This window comes from Pseudomonas sp. DSV-1 (assembly GCF_035830915.1).
In the GTDB taxonomy this organism is placed as follows: Bacteria; Pseudomonadota; Gammaproteobacteria; order Pseudomonadales; family Pseudomonadaceae; genus Aquipseudomonas.
Window position 1 is genome coordinate 489,961 of sequence record NZ_JAYMYG010000001.1, and the last position, 21,018, is coordinate 510,978.

General features: G+C 58.9%; 20 protein-coding genes. 11 read left to right on the forward strand and 9 right to left on the reverse strand.

What is annotated here, in order from left to right; translation table 11 throughout:
• The first annotated feature begins 11 nt into the window (after positions 1 to 11).
• The 9 genes from mrdA to VSQ83_RS02405 all read left to right on the forward strand — a co-directional run bounded on the left by mrdA (position 12) and on the right by VSQ83_RS02405 (position 9,400).
• Complete coding sequence (gene mrdA, locus VSQ83_RS02365) at positions 12 to 1,907, forward strand: penicillin-binding protein 2 (protein WP_219262636.1); 1,896 nt, start codon at positions 12 to 14, stop codon at positions 1,905 to 1,907.
• Positions 1,908 to 1,938: 31 nt separating this feature from the next.
• Positions 1,939 to 3,042: a rod shape-determining protein RodA gene (gene rodA, locus VSQ83_RS02370; protein ID WP_219262646.1), complete on the forward strand. Its 1,104-nt coding sequence runs from the start codon at positions 1,939 to 1,941 to the stop codon at positions 3,040 to 3,042.
• Between the two features lie 17 nt (positions 3,043 to 3,059).
• Complete coding sequence (gene mltB, locus VSQ83_RS02375; RefSeq protein ID WP_133077020.1) at positions 3,060 to 4,070, forward strand: lytic murein transglycosylase B; 1,011 nt, start codon at positions 3,060 to 3,062, stop codon at positions 4,068 to 4,070.
• Positions 4,070 to 5,059, forward strand: a complete 990-nt coding sequence (locus tag VSQ83_RS02380; RefSeq protein WP_219262637.1) for a septal ring lytic transglycosylase RlpA family protein — start codon at positions 4,070 to 4,072, stop codon at positions 5,057 to 5,059. The genes mltB and VSQ83_RS02380 overlap by 1 nt, the downstream gene beginning before the upstream one ends.
• A 175-nt stretch (positions 5,060 to 5,234) precedes the next feature.
• Positions 5,235 to 6,392, forward strand: coding sequence for a D-alanyl-D-alanine carboxypeptidase family protein (locus VSQ83_RS02385; RefSeq protein WP_133077018.1), 1,158 nt, complete (start codon positions 5,235 to 5,237; stop codon positions 6,390 to 6,392).
• A gap of 79 nt (positions 6,393 to 6,471) precedes the next feature.
• Positions 6,472 to 6,747, forward strand: coding sequence for a DUF493 domain-containing protein (locus tag VSQ83_RS02390; RefSeq protein ID WP_019824211.1), 276 nt, complete (start codon positions 6,472 to 6,474; stop codon positions 6,745 to 6,747).
• Positions 6,747 to 7,400 carry a lipoyl(octanoyl) transferase LipB gene (lipB, locus tag VSQ83_RS02395; RefSeq protein ID WP_133077017.1) on the forward strand — a complete coding sequence of 218 codons (654 nt, stop codon included), beginning with the start codon at positions 6,747 to 6,749 and terminating at the stop codon, positions 7,398 to 7,400. The genes VSQ83_RS02390 and lipB overlap by 1 nt, the downstream gene beginning before the upstream one ends.
• A gap of 1 nt (position 7,401) precedes the next feature.
• Positions 7,402 to 8,442 carry a lipoyl synthase gene (gene lipA / locus VSQ83_RS02400; RefSeq protein ID WP_133077016.1) on the forward strand — a complete coding sequence of 347 codons (1,041 nt, stop codon included), beginning with the start codon at positions 7,402 to 7,404 and terminating at the stop codon, positions 8,440 to 8,442.
• Between the two features lie 4 nt (positions 8,443 to 8,446).
• Entirely contained in the window at positions 8,447 to 9,400 is a 954-nt protein-coding gene (locus VSQ83_RS02405) for a S66 peptidase family protein (protein WP_326425179.1), read from the forward strand.
• 97 nt (positions 9,401 to 9,497) lie between these two features.
• Here VSQ83_RS02405 and VSQ83_RS02410 read toward each other — a convergent pair whose 3' ends face one another.
• The 5 genes from VSQ83_RS02410 to leuS form a co-directional block, all read right to left on the reverse strand.
• Positions 9,498 to 10,808, reverse strand: a complete 1,311-nt coding sequence (locus VSQ83_RS02410; RefSeq protein WP_133077014.1) for a lytic murein transglycosylase — start codon at positions 10,806 to 10,808, stop codon at positions 9,498 to 9,500.
• A gap of 50 nt (positions 10,809 to 10,858) precedes the next feature.
• The gene (gene arfA, locus VSQ83_RS02415; protein WP_003444166.1) at positions 10,859 to 11,008 is read right to left on the reverse strand and encodes an alternative ribosome rescue factor ArfA; all 150 of its coding nucleotides are present in this window, start codon (positions 11,006 to 11,008) and stop codon (positions 10,859 to 10,861) included.
• An 87-nt stretch (positions 11,009 to 11,095) separates the two neighbouring features.
• The gene (holA, locus tag VSQ83_RS02420) at positions 11,096 to 12,133 is read right to left on the reverse strand and encodes a DNA polymerase III subunit delta (protein ID WP_219262638.1); all 1,038 of its coding nucleotides are present in this window, start codon (positions 12,131 to 12,133) and stop codon (positions 11,096 to 11,098) included.
• Positions 12,134 to 12,176: 43 nt separating this feature from the next.
• Positions 12,177 to 12,782, reverse strand: a complete 606-nt coding sequence (locus VSQ83_RS02425) for an LPS-assembly lipoprotein LptE (RefSeq protein WP_133077012.1) — start codon at positions 12,780 to 12,782, stop codon at positions 12,177 to 12,179.
• 89 nt (positions 12,783 to 12,871) lie between these two features.
• Complete coding sequence (gene leuS, locus VSQ83_RS02430) at positions 12,872 to 15,478, reverse strand: leucine--tRNA ligase (RefSeq protein ID WP_133077011.1); 2,607 nt, start codon at positions 15,476 to 15,478, stop codon at positions 12,872 to 12,874.
• Between the two features lie 234 nt (positions 15,479 to 15,712).
• Between leuS and VSQ83_RS02435 the strand changes: the two genes are divergently transcribed.
• Entirely contained in the window at positions 15,713 to 15,997 is a 285-nt protein-coding gene (locus tag VSQ83_RS02435; RefSeq protein WP_133077010.1) for a hypothetical protein, read from the forward strand.
• Between the two features lie 167 nt (positions 15,998 to 16,164).
• Positions 16,165 to 16,926, forward strand: coding sequence for a YdcF family protein (locus VSQ83_RS02440; RefSeq protein WP_326425181.1), 762 nt, complete (start codon positions 16,165 to 16,167; stop codon positions 16,924 to 16,926).
• 65 nt (positions 16,927 to 16,991) lie between these two features.
• Here the strand turns inward: VSQ83_RS02440 and lnt are convergent, their stop codons facing one another.
• From lnt to VSQ83_RS02460, 4 genes are read right to left on the reverse strand one after another with little or no spacing between them, the layout of a single operon-like run.
• Entirely contained in the window at positions 16,992 to 18,515 is a 1,524-nt protein-coding gene (gene lnt, locus VSQ83_RS02445; protein ID WP_133077008.1) for an apolipoprotein N-acyltransferase, read from the reverse strand.
• Positions 18,516 to 18,536: 21 nt separating this feature from the next.
• A complete protein-coding gene (locus VSQ83_RS02450) occupies positions 18,537 to 19,376 on the reverse strand; it encodes an HlyC/CorC family transporter (RefSeq protein ID WP_019824191.1) in 840 nt (279 codons plus the stop codon).
• Positions 19,377 to 19,414: 38 nt separating this feature from the next.
• Entirely contained in the window at positions 19,415 to 19,876 is a 462-nt protein-coding gene (ybeY, locus tag VSQ83_RS02455; protein WP_133077007.1) for an rRNA maturation RNase YbeY, read from the reverse strand.
• Positions 19,869 to 20,888, reverse strand: a complete 1,020-nt coding sequence (locus VSQ83_RS02460; protein ID WP_133077006.1) for a PhoH family protein — start codon at positions 20,886 to 20,888, stop codon at positions 19,869 to 19,871. Before VSQ83_RS02460 ends, ybeY begins: the two co-directional genes overlap by 8 nt.
• Positions 20,889 to 21,018 lie beyond the last annotated feature (130 nt).

The following is a 21,018-nucleotide window of genomic DNA, read 5'->3' on the forward strand; positions in this document are numbered from 1 at the left end:
CAGCGCCCTGAATGTCTCAGCCGATTCGCCTTAAAGACCACGAGAAAGACTCACGCCTTGTGCGCGGACGCGTCGTGGTCGGCGCATTTGTCGTGGTGGGATTGATCTGCGTATTGCTCGCGCGACTTTATTATCTGCAGGTGGTGCAGTACGAGTACCACTCCACCTTGTCAGAAAACAACCGGGTGCATGTGCAGCCGATCCCGCCTACACGGGGTTTGATCTTTGACCGTAATGGCGTGGTTATTGCGGACAACCGTCCCAGCTTCAGCCTGAGCATGACCCGCGAGCGCTCCGGCGACTGGCAGCAAGTGCTCGACGTCATTGTTGAAGTGCTGCAGCTTGCGCCTGAAGATCGCGCCCTGTTTGAAAAGCGCATGAAGCAGGGGCGGCGGCCATTTGAGCCGGTGCCCATTCTGTTTGAGCTTAACGAAGAGCAGATCGCCCGGATTGCTGTAAACCAGTTCCGCCTGCCCGGGGTGGAGGTGGTTGCGCAGTTGGTGCGCCATTACCCGCAAGGCGCGCACTTTGCGCACTCGGTGGGTTACATGGGGCGGATCAACGAGAAAGAGCTTAAAACCCTCGATCCGGTCAACTACAGCGGCACGCACCATATCGGCAAAACCGGCATCGAGCGTTTCTACGAAGCCGAGCTGCACGGCCAGGTGGGTTACGAAGAAGTCGAAACCAATGCCCGGGGCCGGGTATTGCGGGTGCTTAAGCGTACCGACCCGATCCCCGGCAAAGACATCGTGCTCAGCCTCGATATCAAGCTGCAAGAGGCGGCCGAAGAGGCCCTGGCAGGGCGTCGTGGCGCGGTGGTTGCACTTAACCCGATGACGGGGGAAGTGCTGGCCATGGTCAGCCAGCCGAGTTTCGACCCCAACCTGTTCGTGACCGGCATCAGCTTCAAGGCTTATGCCGAGCTGCGCGATTCGATTGATCGCCCATTGTTCAACCGCATCCTGCGCGGCCTGTATCCACCTGGTTCGACCATCAAGCCCGCCGTCGCAATTGCGGGGCTGGACAGTGGCGTGATCAGTGGTACTTCACGCGTGTATGACCCCGGCTATTACCAGTTGCCCAATTACGATCACAAATATCGTAACTGGAACCGCACCGGTGACGGCTACGTCGATCTGGACACCGCGATCATGCGCTCCAACGACACCTATTTTTATGATCTGGCCCACAAGCTGGGGATTGATCGTCTGTCGACCTACATGAATCAGTTCGGTATCGGGCGAAAGGTCTCCCTGGACATGTTCGAGGAATCCGCCGGGCTGATGCCGTCCCGCGAGTGGAAACGGGCCACCCGGCGTCAGGCCTGGTTCCCCGGCGAGACGTTGATTCTGGGGATCGGTCAGGGCTACATGCAGTCCACGCCCCTGCAGCTGGCCCAGGCCACGGCGCTGATTGCCAGTAAAGGCAAGTGGATTCGTCCGCACCTGGCCAAGACCATCGAAGGCGTGCCGCCGGTGGATCCGGATCCGGTACCGGACATCGTCCTGCGTGACCCGTCCAACTGGGCCAAGGTCAACCACGGCATGCAGCAAGTGGTGCATGGCGCACGTGGCACGGCGCGGGTTGCGGGTGTTGGCGCGCAATACCTGATTGCCGGCAAAAGCGGTACGGCACAGGTGGTGGCGATCAAGCAGGGCGAAAAATACGACCGCTCCAAGGTTCAGGAGCGTCACCGTGACCACGCCTTGTTCGTCGGCTTTGCCCCGGCCAACAACCCGCAGATCACGGTCTCGGTCATGATTGAAAACGGCGAAGCCGGCAGCCGCGTAGCCTCGCCTGTGGTGCGCAAGGTCATGGACGCCTGGTTGCTGGGTGAAGACGGCAAACTCAAACCCGAGTACGGCGGTCCCGTAAAGGCAGAGGTTACGGCCAATGATCAGTAATTTTGACCGCATCCTCTCCAGCGAGGATGTGATGCGTCGGCGTGCCACGCTGCTTCAGCGTCTGCACCTGGATGGCCCGCTGCTGATTTTGCTGCTGACCCTGGCGGCCGGCAGCCTGTTTGTCCTGTATTCGGCCAGTGGCAAGAACTGGGACTTGCTCAGCAAGCAGGCGACTTCATTCGGGATCGGGCTGGTGTCGATGTTCATCATCGCTCAGCTTGAACCGCGTTTTATGGCCCGCTGGGTACCGATCGGTTATCTGGCTGGCGTGTTGCTTCTGGTGGTGGTGGACGTCATGGGCCACAACGCCATGGGCGCCACACGCTGGATCAATATTCCGGGTGTGATTCGCTTCCAGCCCTCGGAGTTCCTGAAAATCCTCATGCCGGCGACCATCGCCTGGTATCTGTCCAAGCGGACCTTGCCACCGCAACTCAAGCATGTGGCGGTCAGCCTGATGCTGATCGGGGTGCCCTTTGCCCTGATTGTGCGCCAGCCCGACCTGGGTACGGCCTTGCTGGTACTGGCGGGCGGTGCGTTCGTGCTGTTCATGGGCGGGCTGCGCTGGCGCTGGATCCTCAGCGTGCTGGCAGCGACGGTGCCCGTGGCGATTGCCATGTGGATGTTCGTGATGCACGACTATCAGAAACAGCGGGTTCTGACCTTCCTCGATCCTGAGAGCGATCCGCTGGGCACCGGATGGAACATTATCCAGTCCAAGGCCGCCATCGGCTCGGGCGGGGTGTTCGGCAAGGGCTGGCTGCTGGGCACCCAGTCGCACCTGGACTTTCTTCCCGAAAGCCACACCGACTTCATTATTGCGGTGATGGGCGAAGAGTTCGGCCTGGTCGGCATCTGCGCGTTACTGCTGATTTACTTGCTGTTGATTGGTCGCGGCCTGGTGATCACGGCCCAGGCGCAGACCCTGTTCGGCAAATTGCTGGCGGGCAGCCTGACCATGACGTTTTTTGTTTATGTTTTCGTCAACATCGGTATGGTCAGTGGCTTGCTACCGGTGGTGGGCGTGCCATTGCCATTTATCAGTTACGGCGGCACTTCGCTCGTGACGCTGTTGTCAGCGTTTGGGGTTTTGATGTCGATTCACACACATCGCAAGTGGATCGCACAAGTTTGATTAAGGTGAATTATTCAATGCAAGCAATGCGTGGCTGGGCCGCTCGATACGCGTCATGGGTGGGCCTGCTGGGTCTGTTCGGGGCAGCGCAGGGCGCGGTAGCCGGTGACTACGAAGGCTCGCCCCAGGTGGCTGAGTTCGTCGGTGAGATGACCCGCGACTACGGATTTGCCGGCGAGCAACTGATGGGCGTGTTCCGTGAGGCAGAGCGTAAACAGAGCATCCTCGATGCCATTTCTCGCCCGGCCGAACGCGTTAAACAGTGGAAAGAGTACGGCCCGATGTTCCTGACCGACGCCCGGGTTGCCCGTGGTGTGGATTTTTGGCGTGAACACGAAGCCGTACTGGCCCGCGCCGAGCAGGAGTACGGGGTTCCGGCCCAGGTGATTGTGTCGATCATCGGCGTCGAAACCTTTTATGGCCGCAACACCGGCAACTACCGGGTGATCGATGCGCTGTCGACCCTGGGGTTCGATTACCCGCCGCGCGCCGAGTTTTTTCGCAAGGAGCTGCGTGAGTTCCTGCTGCTGACCCGCGAAGAGCAAGTTGACCCGCTCACCCTTAAAGGCTCTTATGCCGGGGCGATGGGCTTGCCGCAGTTTATGCCAAGCAGCTTTCGCGCCTATGCCGTGGACTTCGACGGTGATGGTCATATCAATATCTGGAGCAATCCGGACGATGCCATCGGCAGTGTTGCCAGCTACTTCAAGCGTCACGGCTGGGTGGCCGGTGAGCCGGTGGTGATTCGCGCCGATGTGACCGGTGATCGGGCCGATGAAGGCCTGACCCAGGGCATTGAGCCGGTCAAGACCGTCGGGGAGTTGCGAGCGCTGGGCTGGTCGAGTCATGATGCGCTGCCCGACGATATGCCGGTCACGGCGTTCCGTCTTGAAGGCGCCAATGGCCCTGAATACTGGATGGGCCTGAAGAATTTTTATGCGATCACGCGCTATAACCGAAGCGTGATGTACGCCATGGCAGTGCATCAACTGTCCGACCTGCTGGTTCAAGCACGGGGCAACAAGTAATGCCGTTTCTAGCGATCCGCACACCTTTGAAGCTCGCTGCCTGCGCCGCCCTGGCGTTGCTGGTGGTGAGCTGCTCCAGCAGCCGTTCGACGACCCCGCAAACCTCTGGCGGTGTCAGTTCCAAGCCGGGCCTGGACATCAATCGCGCCCATAAAGATGGTGCGCCGTGGTGGGATGTCGACGTATCCCGTATCCCGGATGCCACGCCGACCTTGCACAGCGGTCCTTACAAGGCCGCGCCGTATTCGGTGCTGGGCAAGACCTACTTTCCGATGCAAGAGTCCAAGACCTATGTGGCTTCTGGCACTGCGTCCTGGTACGGCACCAAGTTTCACGGTCAGAACACGGCCAATGGCGAAGTGTATGACCTGTACGGCATGAGCGCGGCGCACAAAACCCTGCCGTTGCCCAGCTACGTCAAAGTGACCAACCTCGATAACGGCAAGGCCGTGGTCCTGCGGGTCAACGACCGTGGCCCGTTTTATTCGGATCGCATCATCGACCTCTCCTACGCTGCCGCCAAGAAACTGGGCTATGCCGAAACCGGTACGGCACGGGTCAAGGTTGAAGGGATTGACCCGCAAGCCTGGTGGGCCCAGCGTGGTCGTCCGGCTCCCTTGATGCTCAATGAGCCGAAAATGGCCCAGAACACCGGGCCGACCGTCTCTACCGGCAAGATTGAGCAATGGACGCCGCCGGCCCAGCAGCACGCCGCCGATGTGGTACCGGTCAGCACACTGCCCAAGGGCCAGGGTACGTATTTGCAGGTAGGCGCCTTTGCCAATCCGGACGCCGCCGAGTTGCTTCGTTCCAAGCTCAGTGGCATGGTCAGCACCCCAGTATTCATCAGCTCGATTGTGCGCAATCAGCAAACCTTGCATCGAGTGCGCCTGGGGCCCATTGCCTCGGCGGGTGAAGTACAGCAAACGCAAAACAGCGTGCGCCAGGCCAATTTGGGTCAGCCAAGCGTTGTGACGTCGGATCAGTAACACCGATCAAAGCGTTGGGCCGGAGCATCAAGGGCCCAAACGCAGTTGCAGAGGTCAAGAATAAAAGCCCTTCCAGGGGCCGGGACTGCAACTGAATACGCGGCAGTCAGTCATACGACTGCCTGTACAGTTTTGCCCGTGAGGGTAAGTTTCAATTAACAACTTCGAGAGACGGATGAACATCACCACTTTAGCCAAACGCCTGTGCCTGCTTGTACCGCTGATCGTCACTCCTGCCGCCTGGGCAGTCGAGATGATGCCGTCGCCGCCACAACTTGCAGCCAAGTCCTATGTTCTGATGGATGCCAGCAGCGGTAACGTGCTGGTTGAGAACAACGGCGACCAGCGTCTGCCGCCAGCCAGCCTCACCAAGCTGATGACTGCTTACATCGCGACCCTGGAAATCCGTCGCGGCCAGATCGGCGAAAACGATCCTGTCACCGTCAGCGAAAACGCCTGGCGTACCGGTGGTTCGCGGATGTTCATCAAGGTCGGCACTCAAGTGTCGGTCAGTGACCTGCTGCACGGCATCATCATTCAGTCGGGTAACGACGCAAGCGTGGCCTTGTCCGAGCACATCGCCGGCAGCGAAGACGCCTTTGCCGACATGATGAACAAGACCGCCGGCGAGTTGGGCATGTCCAACAGCCACTTCATGAACCCGACTGGCCTGCCAAACCCTGAGCATTACTCGTCGGCCCACGACATGGCGTTGCTGGCCCGTGCCATCATTCACGAAGACCCGACTCACTACGCGATCTACTCGCAGAAAGAGTTCTTCTGGAACGGCATCAAGCAGCCTAACCGCAACCTGTTGCTGTGGCGTGACAAGACCGTTGACGGTCTGAAAACCGGTCACACCGACGAAGCAGGCTATTGCATGGTGTCGTCGGCTGTTCGTGATGGTCAGCGACTGATTGCCGTGGTGTTTGGTACCAACAGCGAAGTCGCCCGTGCTGCCGAAACACAGAAGCTGCTGACCTACGGTTTCCGCTTCTTCGAAACCCAGACGTTCTATCAGAAGGGTGTAGAGCTGGCTCAGGCCCCGGTCTGGAAAGGCACCACCAATCAAGTCAAGGCCGGCCTGGCCGAAGACTTGACCATGACTCTGCCTAAAGGCCAATTGAAAAAGCTGGCTGCAAGCATGACCATGAACCCGCAACTGATGGCCCCTATCGCCCAAGGCGATGTGATCGGCAAGGTTGAGGTCAAGCTGGACGACAAGGTTGTGCACAGTGCCGACCTGATCGCACTGGAGCCCGTTGAGGAAGGCGGTATTTTCCGACGCGTTTGGGACAGCATCCGTCTATTCTTCTACGGTCTGTTCAACTGATAGCACCCACCTGCATGGCCCCGCGCTTACACGGCGCGGGGTTATCTCTGTAGCTCAAGGCTTACGAGGCCAATACGCCATGACCGATACTGAAGTAAAGGCGCCAAAGATCGAATTCCCCAACGTTGATTACCCGGTTAAGGTGATCAGCGACACGGGTGTGGGCAACAAGGACAGGATCATCGACATCGTCAAGAAACACGCGACGGTCAACGATGATCGTGTCGACGAGCGCCAGAGCACCAACGGCAAGTACACGACCATCCAGTTGCACATCGTGGCAACAGATCAGGATCAGCTCTACAACATCAACAGCGAACTGCGAGCCACCGGCTTCGTACACATGGTGCTGTGATGTCGCAGGTCTTGGGTATTCGCGAACTGGGTCAGCTTGATTACGAGCGCACCTGGCTGGCGATGCAGCGCTTCACCGATGAGCGCAAGCTTGAGCCGGACACGCAAGATGAAGTCTGGCTGGTGCAGCATCCGCCAGTGTTTACCCAAGGCCAGGCAGGCAAGGCCGAGCATCTGCTGTTACCGGGTGATATCCCGGTGGTGAAGTCGGATCGCGGTGGTCAGGTGACCTATCATGGCCCTGGCCAGCTGGTTGCTTACCTGATGCTTGACGTGCGTCGGCTGGGTTATGGCGTGCGTGAGCTGGTCTCGCGGATGGAGCAGTGCCTGATCGACCTTCTCGCCAGCTATGGCGTGAGCGCGGCGGCCAAGCCCGATGCGCCCGGCGTGTATGTTGACGGCGCGAAAATCGCTTCTCTGGGGCTGCGGATCCGCAATGGCTGCTCCTTCCATGGTCTGGCCCTGAATGTGGACATGGACCTGGAACCGTTTCGACGGATTAACCCCTGTGGTTATGCGGGGCTGGCGATGACCCAGCTGCGTGACCATGCAGGGCCGATTGAATTTGCCGAGGTAGGTGCCCGGCTGCGTGTGCAGCTCGTCAAACACCTCGACTATGCTGAGCAGACGACCCTGACGGGCGGAATCGACTGATATGACTACTGCGCAAGACGCTGTTCAAACCCTGATCCCAACGCTGGATATCTCAGAACGTGCAGCCCGCGCCAGCGAGGCCCGTTCCAAGGTTGAGACCGGCGTTAAGTTGCGCGGTGCCGAAAAGGTTGCGCGTATCCCGGTTAAGATCATTCCGACCACCGAGCTGCCAAAGAAGCCTGACTGGATTCGTGTACGCATTCCGGTTTCGCCTGAAGTCGACCGTATCAAGTCATTGCTGCGCAAGCACAAGCTGCACAGCGTGTGCGAAGAAGCTTCCTGCCCGAACCTGGGCGAGTGCTTCTCGGGTGGCACCGCGACCTTCATGATCATGGGCGACATCTGCACCCGCCGCTGCCCGTTCTGCGATGTGGGTCACGGTCGACCGAAGCCACTGGACGTCAACGAGCCTGAAAGCCTGGCCATCGCCATTGCTGACCTGCGCCTGAAGTACGTGGTGATCACTTCGGTAGACCGCGACGACCTGCGTGACGGCGGTGCCCAGCACTTTGCCGATTGCATCCGCGAGATCCGCAAGCTGTCGCCGGGCGTTCTGCTTGAAACCCTCGTGCCGGATTACCGTGGTCGCATGGACGTTGCGCTGGAAATCACCGCAGCCGAGCCGCCTGACGTGTTCAACCACAACCTCGAAACCGTGCCGCGCCTGTATAAGGCCGCCCGCCCTGGTTCCGACTACCAGTGGTCGCTGACCTTGCTCCAGCGCTTCAAGCAGATGATGCCGCACATCCCGACCAAGTCCGGCCTGATGCTGGGTCTGGGCGAGACGGATGAAGAAGTCATCGAAGTCATGAAGCGCATGCGCGAACACGACATCGACATGCTGACCCTGGGTCAGTACTTGCAGCCATCGCGCAACCACTTGCCGGTACAGCGTTTCGTGCACCCGGACGTTTTCGCCTGGTTCGCCGAAGAAGGCTACAAAATGGGCTTCAAAAACGTGGCGTCCGGCCCGTTGGTACGTTCTTCGTATCACGCGGATGAACAAGCCAAGCTGGTCAAATCCATGCTGGTGAGTGCCTGATTCCATGACAAACCGGAGCACCGCGCCCGTGTCTTTCAAGACCCACAGCGCGGTGCCCGCGTTGCCCGCTGGTGGGGTGATCGCCCTGATCGCCCCGGCCGGTCCCGCCGAACTTGATCTGAAACTCGCCACCCAATGGATGCATGACCGCGGCTATCAGTTGCGCGTATTTCCGGGCGTGTGGGAAAAGGACGGCTACCTCGCAGGCTCTGATGCCGTGCGTTTACGCGACCTGCACGACGCCTTTGCCGATGACAGCATTGATGGGATTTTTTGCCTGCGCGGTGGCTACGGATCCCCGCGCTTGCTTGATGGCATCGATTTCGAGCTTCTGCGCAACCATCCCAAGCCTTTTGTGGGGTATAGCGATATCACCGCGCTGCATCTGGCGATTACACGTTACGCAGGCTTTGTGACTTTCCACGGGCCGATGCTGAACGCCGACCTGCTGGGTAACAAGCAACCGCCGACAGAATCCTCACTGCTACGCATGCTTGGCGGGCAGCAACTGCCTGTGCTGGAGCATCCTGCAGCTTACCCGCTGACAACCCTTGCGTCAGGTTGCGCCAGTGGCCGTTTGCTGGGCGGCAATCTATCCATGATCTGCGCCACCCTCGGGACGGCGTTTGAGCTGGATGGCGAAGGCATCATCCTGTTTATCGAAGACGTGAACGAGCCGTTGTACCGGGGCGACCGTCTGCTCACGCATTTGCGTCTGGCAGGCAAGCTCGACAAGGTGCGTGGCGTCCTTGTAGGGGATGTGGCTGGGGTTGATGTACGGGCGCTGGAGCGGTTGCTCACACAGGAATTGGGCGGGCTTGGCATTCCCGTGCTGGCCGGATGGCGCAGCGGGCATTGTGATCCAAACCTGACCTTGCCGATGGGGGCTCAAGTGCGGCTGGATGCTGATCAGCAGTTATTGGTACTTGAGCAGGCTGTGGTCACAGTCAAAACCTGAACCGTGGGCTTGCTCGCGATTGCATCGACTCGTTTAGTCAGAAATACCGAGTTGATAGCCTCGCGAGCAAGCCCGCTCCTACCGGTTGAGTCGCAACTCAGCGGCTACGCAAACTCTCCAGCAACTTGTGACTCGGGTAGCCATCTGCAGGCCAACCCATAGCTTGCTGCGCGCTGCGAATTGCTTTGCGCGTATTGGCGCCAATAATGCCATCCGCATTGCCCGCATCGTAATTGCGCTGGCTCAGCAGTGTTTGCAACTCTACGCGTTCGGAACGGCTCAGCGGTCGGTCATCTTTTGGCCACGCAGCCAAAATGGTTCCGCCCCCGTTGAAGCGCTGAGACAACAGGCCTACGGCCAGCGCATAGGACGATGAATTGTTGTAGCGCAAGATAGCGCGGAAGTTATCCAGCACCAGGAACGCCGGGCCACGGTAGCCTGCCGGCAGCAGCAGGGTAGCGCTCAACTGCTCTGAGCCGGCTGCAGAACTTTCAGGCACTAATACCCCCAGTTGCTGCCATTCGGCGACGCTCTTTTTGACAGCACCATCCGCCAGCGCGTAGTCAAAGCTGGCAGGCAACATGACTTCAAAGCCCCATGGTTGGCCTTGTTTCCAGCCAGAGCTCTGCAGGTAATGCGCAGTCGAGGCCAGGGCGTCGGCAGAGCTGTTCCAGATGTCACGACGACCGTCACCGTCGAAATCCACGGCGTGGGTTTCATAGGTCGTCGGAATGAACTGGGTCTGGCCCATTGCGCCAGCCCAGGAGCCGAGCATTTTGTCGGCGCTGATATCACCTTGCTGAATGATTTTCAGCGCCGAGATCAATTGGCTTTGGGCGAATTCCGGGCGACGCCCTTCGTAGGCCAGGGTGGCCAGCGATCGGATGACGGATTTGTTGCCCTGGAACGAGCCGAAGTTGCTCTCCATGCCCCAGACCGACACCAGTGCCTGGCGGTCGACGCCATAACGCTGTTCGATGCGGCTCAGCAACTCGGCGTTTTGCTCCAGCAAACGCTGACCATTACGCACACGCAAGGGTGACAGGGCGCCGTCGAGGTATTCCCAGACAGGGCGGCTGAATTCAGGCTGGCTGCGGTCGGCCTTGATCACGCTCATGTCGGGTGTGACGCCAGCAAAGGCGTTATCGAACACCTGCGGGCTGATTCCGGCTTTGAGGGCCTGAACGCGGAAGTTGGCCTGCCACTCGCTGAAGCTCTGGGCGGGCTGGACAAAAGGTGTGTCGGTGGTGCCTGGTGCGCTGGTGGTCACCGCTGGGGCGGGAGGCGTCACAGGCAAGGGTTGGGCATCGGCTGCGGTAGGTTTCTCGGCGCAGGCGACTAAAAGGATGACGCTGGAAGCAGCGATCAGTTGGCGCATCGGCCAACCACGTTTATGACTTAAGGGCATGCGCAGGTCCAGGTAATGCAAATCAGATGCAGACCTTATCATCCCCGCTGTCAGGCAGCCAGAAAGTAAAAAGCCTCCCGGTCTCTCGACTGGAAGGCTTCGCGGCGGTAGCTGCCTTTGCCTTTGGCGGGGCGTTCCTGGCGGCTGCGGAACAGGGGTTGGGCGACGATGGATTTGGCCTTGTTGGGGCGCTTGCTCATGGCAGGTACTCTCGCTTGATGTGAACAAGCGCAAATCATCGGCCAGAATTTTGCGGTTGTCCAGCCATGGGTGAGTGGGAGCAGGGGTTACTCCGCAGGCAGACTCAAGCGTTGTCCGCACATCAGCAGCGCCAGACGACTCAGGCTGTTCCAGGCCGAGCCCGCTGCCTGACCCTTGATTTGCGCATCGATACGCTGTGCGTCCATCAACAGCTGTGCCCAGCGCTGCGCCGAGTAACGTTGCAAAGCCTTGCTCATCAGCGGTTTGCGCTTGTCCCAGACCGGGGGGCGTGCCTGGCTGAAAGCCTTGTCCAGAGGAATGCCCTGGCTGTATTGCAGCGCAATATTGGCCAGAACCCGCAGTTCACGGGCCAGTGCCCAGAGGATCACCGGAGGCTCTACACCTTCACCGCGCAAACCCTCCAGCATGCGCAAGGCGTGGGAAGCCTCGCCGTTAAGTACGGCATCGACCAGGCCAAACACATCAAAGCGCGCACTGTCAGCCACCGCAGCCTGTACGGTTTCGACGGTGATCTGCCCGTCTTCGGCCATCAATTTGAGCTTTTCGATTTCCTGGGCCGCCGCCAGCAGGTTGCCCTCAACCCTTGCAGCAATCAGTTCGACCGCGTCCTGGCTGGCAGACAAGCCTGCCTGTGACAGGCGCTGGCGAATCCATTGAGGCAACTGGTTGGCGTCGACTGGCCAGATTTGAACGAACTGGGTATGGGGGCCCTCGACAAGCGCCTTGCCCCACTTGGTCTTTTGCGCGCTGCCATCAAGCTTGGGCAGGCTGATCAGCAAAAGGGTATCTTCGGCCGGGCGTGAGCTGTACTCGATCAGTGCCGCGGCGCCTTTGTCGCCGGGTTTGCCCGAGGGCAGGCGCAGTTCCAGCAGGCGCTTTTCGGCGAACAGCGACATGCTGGCGCCCGCTTGCAGCAACGTGCCCCAGTCAAAGCTGGCGTCTGCGCTGAACACCTGGCGTTCATCAAAACCTTGTTGGCGAGCAGTGCTGCGAATGGCGTCTGCCGCTTCCTGGCACAGCAATGGGTCATCGCCGCTGATGATGTAGATCGGCGAGAGATTGCCTTGCAAGTGTTTGGCGAGTTGGGCGGGGGCGAGTTTCATAGGGGCTATAACGATAGCGGGGCGCCTGAGCGCCCCGTATGCCTTACTGGTTTTGCAGTTCGAGAGGCGACTGTTGAGGGGTTTCCTCTTGAGCCTTGCGTGCAGCTTCGATGGCGTCGGCTTCAGCCTTGGCCTTCGCATCGGCCTGCTGTTGCAGCTTTTCCAGCTGCTCAGGCGTCAACTGCTCAAGGCGCATGACCAGTTGCTGTACGAGGTCGCGACGCATCTCTTTACGGATCATTTGGCCTTCCTGATTGGCGCCAGCAATGTTGCTGCCGTCCTGCAGGTAAACCTTGTTCGCTTCAACCCGATTGCTCAGCAGCGTCAGATTGTTGTGACCCCGGATTTCGTAATTCACCACGTTGGTCAACTGATACTCGGCAGTTCCGCCGTTGCCAGAGTAGCTGGCGGCGCGCTGAGTTTCTTTTTCGCTGGTCAGAACCATTTTGTACGGAGCATTGGCGGTCAGTTTTACGCCGCTGTTTTCCAGAATCTGACGCAGTTGGCGCACGGTATCGCCATAGGCGTTGCGAGCACTCACGTCGAGTTCGGTGATCGTCAGCTGATTGGTGCCGGTGCCGCGCAGCTGGAAGCCGCAGGCGCTCAACAAAATAGCGAGACCCATCACCAGCAGGTTGCGTTTGATCATGTGTTGCTCCCCTTGAAACCAGATAGGCCGACTAGGCGGCCCTGAAGGTCTTATTGGGCGCCCGGGCATGGCACGGGCGCCTGTTCCAGTTAGCTCGCGACGATATTGACCAGTTTGCCGGGGACCACGATGACTTTGCGAATCGTCAGGCCTTCGGTAAACCGCAGTACGTTTTCGTTGGTGCGGGCTGCGGCTTCAACGTCTTCACGGCTGGCACTGGCTGGCATTTCAATATGCCCACGCAGTTTGCCGTTGACCTGGATAACCAGTTGCAGGGTGTCTTGAATCAGTGCGCTTTCATCCAGGGTTGGCCAAGGCGCGTCGATGATGGCGCCTGCATGGCCCAATTTGTTCCACAACTCATGGCTGATATGCGGAGTGATAGGGGCCAATACCAGTGCAACCGTTTCAAGGCCTTCCTGCAGCAGTGCGCGGTCTTGTTCAGTCACTTGCGGTGCTTTTTCAAGCACGTTCATCACGGTCATCACCTGGGCGACGGCGGTGTTGAATTTGTGATGCAGGCCTACGTCCTGGCTCGCTTGCTTGATCGCCTGGTGGATAGCACGGCGAATGACTTTTTGTTCGTCGTTCAGGCTGGCGATGTCCAGCGTGCCCGGCAGACCTTGGCCAACGTGGGCATAGGCCAGACGCCATACGCGCTTGAGAAAGCGGTGCGAACCTTCAACACCCGAGTCGGACCATTCCAGGCTCGCGTCAGGTGGCGAGGCAAACATCATGAACAAGCGGCAGGTGTCTGCGCCGTATTGCTCGATCATGTATTGCGGGTCGACGCCGTTGTTCTTGGACTTGGCCATTTTTTCAGTGCCACCGATTTCAACGGGCAGGCCGTCGCTGATCAGTTTGGCGCCGATGATCTTGGCTTTGCTGTCACGCTCCAGCTCGACGTCTGCCGGGTTGAACCAGGTCAGGGCGCCGTTGGCTTCGCGACGGTAGTAAGTTTCGGCAATCACCATGCCTTGGGTCAGCAGGTTCTTGAACGGCTCGTTGGAGCTGACAAGACCTTCGTCACGCATCAGCTTGTGGAAGAAGCGCGCGTACAGCAGGTGCAAGATGGCGTGTTCGATACCGCCGATGTACTGGTCAACCGGCAGCCAGTGGTCAGCCGCCGATTTCTCGACCAGGCCGCCTTCATAGTGCGGGGACGCGTAACGGGCGTAGTACCACGAGGACTCGACGAAGGTGTCCATCGTGTCGGTTTCGCGTTTGGCCGGTGCGCCACATTTAGGGCAGCTGCACTCATAGAATTCAGGCATGCGCGCCAATGGCGAGCCGGCGCCATCGGGCACGACGTCTTCTGGCAGGATGACGGGCAACTGGTCTTCAGGGACCGGAACGTCACCGCAGGTGTCGCAGTGCACGATCGGGATCGGGCAGCCCCAGTAGCGCTGGCGGCTGATGCCCCAGTCACGCAGGCGGAACTGGGTACGCGACTGGCCAAGGCCTTTGGCGGTCAGGGCGGCTTCGATGGCAGCGAATGCCGCGTCGAAATCCAGACCGTCGAATTCGCCGGAGTTGATCAGCGTGCCGTGCTCGTTGTAGGCGTCTTGCCACGGAGCAGGTGATTCGTCGCCTGCGCTGGTACGAACGACTGCTTTGATCGGCAGGTTGTACTTGGTAGCGAACTCGAAATCACGCTCGTCGTGTGCTGGAACGGCCATCACCGCGCCGTCGCCGTAATGCATCAATACATAGTTGGCGACCCATACCGGGAGCTTTTCACCGGTCAGTGGGTGCTCAACGAACAGCGAGGTTGGCAGTCCCTTTTTCTCCTGGGTCGCCATATCGGCTTCGGCCACGCTGCCGCCTTTGCATTCAGCGATAAACGCTTGCAGCTCAGGATTGCCTTGTGCAGCCAGAGTGGCGAGCGGGTGCTCGGCAGCCACGGCTACATAGGTAGCGCCCATGAGGGTGTCGGGACGGGTGGTGAAGACCTTGAGTGCGCCCGCTTCGCCGATGGAGTCGACGTTGTAAGGGAACTGCACTTCCATGCCGCGGGATTTGCCAATCCAGTTACGCTGCATGGTTTTGACCTGCTCGGGCCAACCCGGCATGTCGTCGAGGCTTTCAAGCAGTTCATCCGCATAAGCGGTGATCTTGAAGTAGTACATCGGGATTTCGCGCTTTTCGATCAGCGCGCCCGAACGCCAGCCGCGGCCGTCGATGACCTGTTCGTTGGCCAGAACGGTCTGGTCCAGCGGGTCCCAGTTCACGGTGCCGTTTTTACGGTAGATCACACCTTTTTCGAACAGGCGAGTGAACAGCCATTGTTCCCAGCGGTAGTAATCCGGCTGGCAGGTCGTGATTTCGCGGGACCAGTCCACCGCCAGACCCAGGCTGCGCAGCTGGGTTTTCATGTAGGCGATGTTTTCGTAAGTCCACTTGGCCGGGGCGACATTGTTTTTCATCGCGGCGTTTTCGGCCGGCATGCCGAAGGCGTCCCAACCCATCGGTTGCAGGACGTTTTTACCGAGCATGCGCTGGTAACGGGAGATCACGTCACCGATGGTGTAGTTACGCACATGCCCCATGTGTAGCTTGCCGCTTGGGTACGGGAACATCGACAGGCAGTAGTAAGTCTCTTTGCCTGGATCTTCGCTGACTTCGAAGGACTTTTGGTTGTCCCAGAATGATTGGGCGGCGGCTTCTATTTCACGGGGCTGATATTGTTCGTGCATGGCTACTTGTACTGATAAAGGGTGGCCTAATCCTCTTCAACATAGATCGGCTTTGGTGTTGCCCGGTCAGGTTGGAGCAGGGGTTACAGGAAGTCCCGTAGCATACATGACCCCGCTCTATCGAGGGAAACCCTGATTGCCTCATCACTCCGTTGGTCGCGGCAGCACGCCGGTTTTACAGGCACAGCTAAGCTCTCTTTGGGGGAGATACATTTCCTTTAATGAGGTGGACGGATGGCAGAGTTGCAACGCAGCGCAACAACATCGCAAGTGTATGAGCGGCTGATTGATCGTTTAAGTGTGGCTCTTGATTCAGCAAAGACGGCTGTCCAATTACGTGATGAACGTCCAGTCGAGTTGGAGTTGCGAGGCTTGAGTCGTGCCGAGCTAGAGTTGATCAACCTCTATTTGAATCGGATGGGGCGTGAGGCGATTGAACGCTCGCAAGGCAGCAGGAACATGCAGGATGCCCCCAAGGCCAAGGTCATCTGGCTTAAAGACAGGGTGCAGGGAGCTTAGGGCCTTACGGCGATTCAACGATTCAGGCCGGGCCTTCAGAAAAAGTCGCATCAAGAAAGGTTGTACCCCGGGTTGATGTATCAGGCGTTTGTGTTTGGGTTTCTCACCTGCGCTGTTGATGCGTTCACTCAACCCCCTTAGGCTTCGGGCATCTTTGGAGATGCTCGATGCCTATTCGATATTTTTTAAAACAACTTCTATTACCTCCTGGAATTCTTTTACTCCTCTTGGTGCTTGCCTGGTGGTTGCGTCGTTCGCGCCCGCGTTTGGCGGGTGTCCTGTTCGCCTTGGGCGTGGGCGGTTTTTGGCTGATGAGTTTGCCCGTGATGGTGGAATGGGGTGCGCGGGTGCTCGAGAGCGAGCCGCCGTTGGCCCAAAGCGAGTGGTCCAGGCTTGCGCAGCGGGCGGATGCAATCGTGGTGCTGGGCTCGGGCCGTGAGCGGGGAGACCCGGCATGGGGCAGCGATCAACCGACGGGAATAGGCCTGGAACGCCAGCGATATGCGGCCCGGCTGGCCAAGGCTTCAGGTTTGCCGGTACTGACCACGGGGGGGGTGCACTACGGCACGCCCCCCAGCGAGGCGCAGTTGATGGCGGACTCGTTGCGTGATGACTTTGGTGTGAGCGTGCGCTGGAAAGAAGAACAAAGCCGTACCACGTGGGAAAACGCCAAAATGACTGCAGACATTCTGCTGCCGCTGGGTATCAAACGCGTGGTAGTAGTCACCCACGCCTGGCACATGCCGCGTTCGGTGTGGAGCTTTGAAAAGGCCGGCTTTGAGGTTGTACCCGCTCCCGTTGGATTCTTGAGTGCTGACAACGCTCGGCCGCTGGGGGGCTGGATGCCCGAATACAAATCGTTCTGGCAGTCCGGGCTGTTGATCAATGAAGCGGTCGGGCAGATGTCCTATCCGCTTTTTTACCGGTAACTGAGAGGCGGGGCGTCTGGCTGTTTGTGGGAGCGGGCTTGCTCGCGATGCAAGCCCGGCTGCCACTACACCGTCTTGGCAATCCGGCTGGTGATCAGTGCCCAGCCAATCAGCAGGCTGCACAGGATGATCAGCGGCCACGAGCGCCATTGCAGGTAAGGCGTGAAGTTGTGCATGGGGACTACTTCGCCATACATGATGCCCTGCTCAAACTGCGGGATCTGGGTGGTGATCTGGCCGAACGGATTGATCAGAGCCGTTACGCCATTGTTGGTTGCCCGGATCATCCAGCGGCCTGCTTCCAGGGCGCGCATTTGTGCCATCTGCAAATGTTGCAGCGGGCCAATCGAGGTGCCGAACCAGGTGTCGTTACTGATGGTGAGCAAAATATCGCTTTGGGCGGCGAGGTTGGCCACGAAGTCCGGGTAGACGACTTCATAGCAAATAAGCGGCGCAATCTGATAACCCTTTGCTTGCAGCATGGCCTGATCAGACGGGCCTCGGGCGAAGTCCGACATCGGCAGGTCGAAGAATGCGATCAGGCCGCGCAGGACATCCTGCAACGGCACGTATTCGCCAAACGGCACCAGCTTCTGTTTCAGATAAACACCGTCACCCTCACCAACGGCGGTAATACCGTTGAAGTAGCGCGGCTCGTGACGTACTTCCTGGCGGATAGGCACGCCTGTAATCAGTGCCGAGTTTCGATCAGCGGCAAACCGCCCCATCATGCTCAAGAAGCCTTCAGCGTTTTCTTTGAGTACGGGAATGGCGGTTTCTGGCCAAACGATGAGATCAACGCGTTTGGAGCTCAATGTCATGTCGCGGTACAGGGCCAGTTGCGCGTTGAGCTGCGCCGGATCCCATTTCATGCTTTGTTCGATATTGCCCTGGATGGCCGCGACGCTCAGTGGATCACCCGAAGGGCTGGTCCAGGCGTGATGCTTGAGTGCCTGGCCGAGGCACCACGGACCGATCAGTAACACTAAACCAGCCGCTACAAAGGCTTTGCGTTTGGCCTTGATCAGGCGCGGCAGATTGCACAGCAGTGCTGCGGTCAGGGCCAGGGTAAAGGAGATCAGCCACATGCCGCCCAGCGGGGCAAGGCCGGCCAGTGGGCCGTCCAATTGGCTGTAACCGGAGTACAGCCAGGGGAAGCCGGTGAGGAACCAGCCACGAAAAGCTTCCTGTGCGACCCACAGGGCCGCAAACGCCAATGTGTCGGCCAGTGGCGCTTCGTTGCGGCGAATCCAGCGTGCCCAGAGCCAGGCGGGGAGGGCGAAGAACCATGCAATAGCTGCCGTGAACGCCAGCATCAGCAGTCCGGCCAGCAGCACAGACGCGCCGCCGAAGTGGTGAATGCTGTAGTAGATCCAGCTGGTGCCGGCGCCAAACAGACCAAAACCGTAGCACCAGCCACGGCCCAGCGCCTGTCTTGGGGACAGGTCACGCAAGCCAAGATAGAAAATGGCCAGGGCAACCAGTGCCAGTGGCCAGATATCGAAAGGTGCCAACGCCAGGGTTGTCAGTGCGCCGGCCACCACGGCCAGCAAGTTACCGGGCCAGCCGGGGGAGGTTATCCAGCGCATTTCAATCCTTGGTATTGAGGTTTAGCGGGCGATAGGCGTAAGGCGAATCAAATGAATCCGGCGACTGTCCGCATTGAGGATGCGGAAACGGTAAGGACCGATTTCAGTGGTTTCGTTGCGTTTTGGCAAGTGCCCGAATGCACTCATGACCAGGCCGCCGACAGTGTCGAATTCATCGTCGGAGAATTCGGTGTCAAAGAACTCGTTGAAGTTCTCGATGGGGGTGAGGGCCTTGATCAGGAAGTCACCGCTGGGCAGCGGCTTGATGTAGCTGTCTTCCTCGACATCGTGCTCGTCTTCGATGTCGCCGACGATCTGCTCCAGAACGTCTTCAATCGTTACCAGGCCCGCCACGCCGCCGTATTCGTCAATCACGATGGCCATGTGGTTGTGGTTGGCACGGAACTCACGCAGCAACACGTTCAGACGCTTGGACTCAGGGACAAACGTCGCCGGACGCAGCAAATCCTTGATGTTGAACTTGTCGCCGTTCTCCTGAAGGATCAGCGGCAGCAAGTCTTTGGCCAGGAGGACGCCCAGGACGTCGTCATGGCTTTCGCCGATCACCGGGTAGCGCGAGTGCGCAGCCTCAATGATCGCCGGGAGAAATTCACGGGGGGTCTGGGTCGCCTTGATGCTGATCATCTGCGAGCGCGGAACCATGATGTCCCGTACCTGCAGGTCAGCCACCTGAATGGCGCCTTCGACGATGGCCAGCGCTTCACTGTCCAATAGTTTGTTCTGGTGTGCTTCGCGCAGCAGCTCAAGCAGCTCCTGGCGGTTTTTCGGCTCATGGGCAAAGGCCTGGGTCAGCTTACCTAACCATGACTTTTGCCCGTTGCTCGATCGGTCTTCGCTCATAGCGATTTACTCGTATCCCTTGGTCGTTTCAGTGGGTGTTATTCGGTTTCGTCGTCTGCATACGGGTCTGGATGACCCAGTTCAGCAAGCAACGTTCGTTCCAGTGCTTCCATTTCTTCGGCTTCTTCGTCTTCTATATGGTCGTAACCCAGAAGATGCAAGCAGCCGTGAATCACCAGGTGGGCCCAATGGGCCTCGAGGCTTTTGCCTTGTTCGGTGGCTTCGCGTTCAACCACGGCCACGCAAATCACCAGATCGCCCAGTAACGGGATATCGAGGAATTCGTCAGGCACGTCAGCCGGAAAGGAAAGCACGTTGGTGGCGTAGTCTTTCTGGCGCCAGGTGTGATTGAGCTCGCGGCCTTCGGCTTCGTCTACCAGGCGAATGGTCATTTCCGAATCGGCGGTACGCTGACGAAGGGCCAGTTCACACCATTGGCGGAACTGGGCTTCGGTGGGGGCGGCTGCCTCGGTGGCCAGTTGCAGGTCAAGCTCAAGCATCGTGACGGTAATCCTTTGCAGCGGGCAGTGCGGCCAGCTTGTCGGCGGCTTCCTGTTCGTAGCGCCCGTAGGCTTCCACAATGCGCTGCACCAGCGGGTGGCGCACGACGTCTTTGGACTGGAAGTGAGTAAAGCTGATACCCGGTACATCCTTGAGCACTTCAATGACGTGGTTCAGCCCTGATTTGGTGCCTTTAGGCAGGTCGATCTGGGTGATGTCACCGGTGATCACGGCGGTCGAGCCGAAGCCGATACGGGTCAGGAACATCTTCATTTGCTCGACGGTGGTGTTCTGGCTTTCGTCGAGAATGATAAAGCTGTTGTTCAGCGTGCGACCACGCATGTAGGCCAGTGGCGCAACTTCGATCACCTGGCGCTCGATCAGCTTGGCCACGTATTCAAAGCCCAGCATTTCGTACAGCGCGTCGTAGAGCGGGCGCAGGTACGGGTCGATTTTTTGCGACAGGTCGCCTGGCAGGAAACCGAGTTTTTCGCCGGCTTCAACGGCCGGGCGCACCAGCAGGATGCGGCGGATTTGCTCGCGTTCCAGGGCATCAACGGCGCAGGCCACGGCCAGATAGGTTTTACCCGTACCCGCTGGGCCAATCCCGAAGTTGATGTCGTTCCCCAGGATTTCTTTGACGTAGCGCTGCTGATTGATGCCTCGGGGGCGAATCATGCCCTTTTTGGTACGCAGCGAAACACTGGCTTCAGCCACCGGATTACTGGCCAGGTCTTCGACGGCAGATTCCTGCAGGAACAGGTGCACCATGTCCGGTGAAAGCTCGCAGGCTCTGGTTTCACGGTACAGGCGGCGCAGCAGATGTTCAGCGGAAGAGGTCAGCTTGGGGTCGCCGATCAGCTCGAATTGATTACCGCGATTGCGGATTTCGATCGTCAGGCGTTGTTCGATCAAGCGCAAATGCTCGTCGAATTGCCCGCACAGATTGGCGAAACGGCGAGCCTCAAATGGCTCGAGAAGAAAGCGATGTGGTTCGATGGGTGCGTTCAAGGTCGTATTTAGCCGCCCTTAGGCAATTGAGATGGAATTAAGGATAACGCTAGCAGGTCAAGCGTGAAAGGACTTAACCAAATGTTTGATGTGGGAGCGGGCTTGCTCGCGATTGCATCACCGCACTCGT

Bases quoted from the DNA above. Each gene is read 5' to 3' on its own strand.
- VSQ83_RS02385 (WP_133077018.1), top strand. From the start codon at position 5,235: ATGAACATCACCACTTTAGCCAAACGCCTGTGCCTGCTTGTACCGCTG.
- arfA (WP_003444166.1), bottom strand. From the start codon at position 11,008: ATGAGCAAGCGCCCCAACAAGGCCAAATCCATCGTCGCCCAACCCCTG.
- VSQ83_RS02435 (WP_133077010.1), top strand. From the start codon at position 15,713: ATGGCAGAGTTGCAACGCAGCGCAACAACATCGCAAGTGTATGAGCGG.
- VSQ83_RS02440 (WP_326425181.1), top strand. From the start codon at position 16,165: ATGCCTATTCGATATTTTTTAAAACAACTTCTATTACCTCCTGGAATT.
- VSQ83_RS02405 (WP_326425179.1), top strand. From the start codon at position 8,447: ATGACAAACCGGAGCACCGCGCCCGTGTCTTTCAAGACCCACAGCGCG.
- ybeY (WP_133077007.1), bottom strand. From the start codon at position 19,876: ATGCTTGAGCTTGACCTGCAACTGGCCACCGAGGCAGCCGCCCCCACC.
- VSQ83_RS02390 (WP_019824211.1), top strand. From the start codon at position 6,472: ATGACCGATACTGAAGTAAAGGCGCCAAAGATCGAATTCCCCAACGTT.
- VSQ83_RS02450 (WP_019824191.1), bottom strand. From the start codon at position 19,376: ATGAGCGAAGACCGATCGAGCAACGGGCAAAAGTCATGGTTAGGTAAG.
- holA (WP_219262638.1), bottom strand. From the start codon at position 12,133: ATGAAACTCGCCCCCGCCCAACTCGCCAAACACTTGCAAGGCAATCTC.
- lnt (WP_133077008.1), bottom strand. From the start codon at position 18,515: ATGCGCTGGATAACCTCCCCCGGCTGGCCCGGTAACTTGCTGGCCGTG.
- VSQ83_RS02425 (WP_133077012.1), bottom strand. From the start codon at position 12,782: ATGATCAAACGCAACCTGCTGGTGATGGGTCTCGCTATTTTGTTGAGC.
- rodA (WP_219262646.1), top strand. From the start codon at position 1,939: ATGCGTCGGCGTGCCACGCTGCTTCAGCGTCTGCACCTGGATGGCCCG.
- lipB (WP_133077017.1), top strand. From the start codon at position 6,747: ATGTCGCAGGTCTTGGGTATTCGCGAACTGGGTCAGCTTGATTACGAG.
- lipA (WP_133077016.1), top strand. From the start codon at position 7,402: ATGACTACTGCGCAAGACGCTGTTCAAACCCTGATCCCAACGCTGGAT.
- leuS (WP_133077011.1), bottom strand. From the start codon at position 15,478: ATGCACGAACAATATCAGCCCCGTGAAATAGAAGCCGCCGCCCAATCA.
- VSQ83_RS02410 (WP_133077014.1), bottom strand. From the start codon at position 10,808: ATGCCCTTAAGTCATAAACGTGGTTGGCCGATGCGCCAACTGATCGCT.
- mrdA (WP_219262636.1), top strand. From the start codon at position 12: ATGTCTCAGCCGATTCGCCTTAAAGACCACGAGAAAGACTCACGCCTT.
- VSQ83_RS02380 (WP_219262637.1), top strand. From the start codon at position 4,070: ATGCCGTTTCTAGCGATCCGCACACCTTTGAAGCTCGCTGCCTGCGCC.
- mltB (WP_133077020.1), top strand. From the start codon at position 3,060: ATGCAAGCAATGCGTGGCTGGGCCGCTCGATACGCGTCATGGGTGGGC.